Annotated in this window: 4 protein-coding genes; 3 read left to right on the top strand and 1 reads right to left on the bottom strand. The window is 72.9% G+C overall.

Annotated elements, in window-relative coordinates:
• Positions 1–245 precede the first annotated feature (245 nt).
• Together V7793_RS35895 and V7793_RS35890 are read left to right on the top strand one after the other, a co-directional pair.
• Positions 246–722, top strand: coding sequence for a roadblock/LC7 domain-containing protein (locus V7793_RS35895; RefSeq protein WP_336013872.1), 477 nt, complete (start codon positions 246–248; stop codon positions 720–722).
• A complete protein-coding gene (locus V7793_RS35890) occupies positions 719–1,093 on the top strand; it encodes a hypothetical protein (protein ID WP_336013871.1) in 375 nt (124 codons plus the stop codon). Before V7793_RS35895 ends, V7793_RS35890 begins: the two co-directional genes overlap by 4 nt.
• A 19-nt stretch (positions 1,094–1,112) precedes the next feature.
• On the opposite strand, the gene V7793_RS35885 is transcribed toward V7793_RS35890, so the two are convergent.
• Positions 1,113–1,505: a rodlin gene (locus tag V7793_RS35885; protein WP_336013870.1), complete on the bottom strand. Its 393-nt coding sequence runs from the start codon at positions 1,503–1,505 to the stop codon at positions 1,113–1,115.
• Positions 1,506–1,711: 206 nt separating this feature from the next.
• Between V7793_RS35885 and V7793_RS35880 the strand changes: the two genes are divergently transcribed.
• On the top strand, positions 1,712–2,974 hold a 1,263-nt coding region (locus tag V7793_RS35880; protein WP_336013869.1), incomplete at its 3' end, for a beta-ketoacyl [acyl carrier protein] synthase domain-containing protein.

Below are 2,974 nucleotides of genomic sequence, written 5' to 3'. Positions count from 1 at the left end.
TTCGGCCTTCGCCACCCTCCTCGACGTGCGGCGGCTGGCGGCCGCCGGCCTGGTCCGCACACCCCGCGCGGACGCCCCGGCCCTGCCGGGACCGCCGCCTCCCACCGCTCCGGAGATCTCCCTGCTGTACCGGATCCGCGACGCCCTGGAGGCCCTGTGACTCCCTGTCCGACCTGCACGGCCTGCACGGCCTGCACGGCCTGCACGAGCGTGCCGTACGCCCGCCCGCACCTGCCGATCCCATGATGAGGCGCGCCTTGAGACAGCTCGCCGGAAGGAGACAGCCGATGACCGCCGCACCCGAGGTGCTCACCGAGCTCCAGGGGCTACGCGCCCGGGTCCCGCACCTGACCGGGGCGATGGTGGCCAGCACCGACGGGCTGGTGATCGCGCACCTGGTCACCGACATGGAGCCGGACGGCGTGGCCGCGCTGACGGCGGCGGCGCTCGGGGTGGGCGCGCGGCTGACGGAAGCCGTGGGCCACGGCGGCTTCCGCGAACTGCTCGTCAGCGGCGAGCGCGGCTACGTGGCGACGTACGCGGCCGGTTCCTCCTGCGTGCTGACGCTCCTGGCCTCGGCCGGCGCCAACGTCGGCCGGCTCAACCTGGAGGCCCGCCGGGCCGGCGCCCGCATCGCCCCCTTGATCGACGGAGCCCTGGAGCGCCCGTGCCGGGCTCCTCTCCCGTCCCGACCCGACAACCAGAGCGGAATCACCTCATGACGAACACCGAAACGGCCCTCAAGGACGCGATGAGCTCGATCGAGGGCGCCCTCGGCGCGGCCCTCGTCGACTACGGCAGCGGCATGGCGCTGGGCACCCTCGGCGGGTCGCAGACCCTCGACCTCAACATCGCCGCGGCCGGCAACACGGACGTGGTCCGGGCCAAGCTGCGGACGATGGAGATGCTCAACATCCAGGACTCCATCGAGGACATCCTCATCACGCTCGGCTCGCAGTACCACATGATCCGGCTGCTGACCGGCCGCGGCGGCAACGGCCTCTTCCTCTACCTGGTGCTGGACGCCCGGCGCGCCAATCTGGCGATGGCGCGCCACCAGCTCAAGCGGATCGAGGCGGAACTGGAGGTGTAGCCGGGCTCCGGCGGCGGGCCTAGTGGCGGTTGCCCGTCCCGTTGTGGTCCACCAGCGAGATGTGCTCCGCGAGGTGCGACAACGGATTGTTGCCGTTGTCGATCGCAGATCCCTTGGTGCACTGCTGTTGCTGCTGCGACGTGAGCACCGGGATGTCCTGCAGCCCGATGTTGTTGAGCAGGACGCCCTGCACACCGATCTTGCCGACGCCGATGCACAGGTCGTTGAGCGTGCCCTGGACCGCGGTGGTCTGCGGGCTCATGTAGCCGCCGGTGAGCGTCGCACCGGAGCCCGTCCGCGCGCCGTTGGCGTTGGCCACCTCCCGGCCGTCGCCGGCGGCCGCTGCGGGTCCGGCGATCACGCCGACCGCCGAGGCCGTCAAGGCCGTTGCGGCCATCACCTTCTTGAGCACGTCCACACCTTTCGCTCGGTCCGCGTTCCCGGAGGAGCGCGCACTGAGTAACCCCCCGATGCCGTAAATGTTCCGGCTTGTCACCCATTCGACCTCCGCCCGACCCGGGCCGCTTGCCTTCACGTTGCGTAGTCGACAAGATGCGGTGCGTCATCAACCGTGCGGGCTCGTCAGCGGAGCCCGGTCCGCCAGGAAAGGTCGTACGCGTGCATCCGGAGGGCTCAGAGGGTTCGGCGGAGAACGAACGGGCCGTGGCCGTCGTCGGGGCGGCCTGCCGGCTGCCCGGGGGCATCGGCGACCTCGCGGGGTTGTGGGAGGCCCTGGAGCAGGGGCGGGACCTGGTCACCCGGGTGCCCGGGGACCGCTTCGAGACGGCCCGCTTCGTGGACGAGTCGGCGCGGCGCCCGGGCAAGAGCTACACGGCGGCGGGCGGCTTCCTGGACGACATCGCGGGCTTCGACGCCGGCTACTTCGGCGTCTCGCCCCGGGAAGCCGCGCAGATGGACCCCCAGCAGCGGATGCTCCTGGAGATGACGGCCGAGGCCCTCGACGACGCCGCGATCGACCCGGCCGCGCTGGCCGGCTCGGACACCGCCGTGTACGTGGGGGTCTCCGACGCCTCCTACGGCGCACAGCAGATGCTGCGGATCGAGGGGGTCGACGCCTACACCATGGCGGGCGGCGCGGCGTCGATCACGGCGAACCGGATCTCGTACGCCTTCGACCTGCGCGGCCCCAGCATGGCCGTGGACACCGCGTGCTCCTCGGCGCTCGTGGCGCTGGACCGCGCGTGCCGGACGCTGCGCGAGGGCACCAGCCGCACGGCCGTGTCCGCCGGCGTGAACGTGCTGCTGAGCCCCTACCCGTACGTCGGGTTCTCACAGGCGTCGATGCTCTCGCCGCGCGGCAGGTGCGCGCCGTTCTCCGCCGCGGCCGACGGCTACGCGCGGGCCGAGGGCGGCGGGGTCGTCGTCCTGAAGCTGCTGCGCGACGCGCTGGCCGACGGGGACCGCATCCACGGGGTGATCCTGGCGTCGGCGGCCAACAGCGACGGGCGGACGGCGGGGCTGGCGCTGCCGAACCCGCGGGCGCAGGAAGCCCTGTTGACGTCGGTGTACGAGCAGGCCGGCGTGGATCCCGACGACGTCGTCTACCTGGAGGCGCACGGCACGGGGACGCCCGCCGGGGATCCGGTCGAGTGCGAGGCCATCGGCCGGGCGCTGGGGACGCGCCGCCGCACGGGTGCGCTGCCGATCGGCTCGGTCAAGTCCAACCTGGGCCACCTCGAACCGGCTTCGGGGATGGCGGGGCTGTTCAAGGCGCTCCTGGTGCTCCGGCACGGCCGGATCCCCGCGTCCCTGCACGCCGTTCCCCTCAACCCGGGCATCGACTTCGAGGGCCTGGGGCTCGCCCCCGCCACGGAGGCCCGCCCGGTCGGCGAGGTGCCGGGGCGGCCGGTCGCGGGCGTC

Source organism: Streptomyces sp. KLMMK (assembly GCF_036961605.1).
In the GTDB taxonomy this organism is placed as follows: Bacteria; Actinomycetota; Actinomycetes; order Streptomycetales; family Streptomycetaceae; genus Streptomyces; species Streptomyces telluris.
This window is presented reverse-complemented; position numbering and strand designations above follow the sequence as displayed.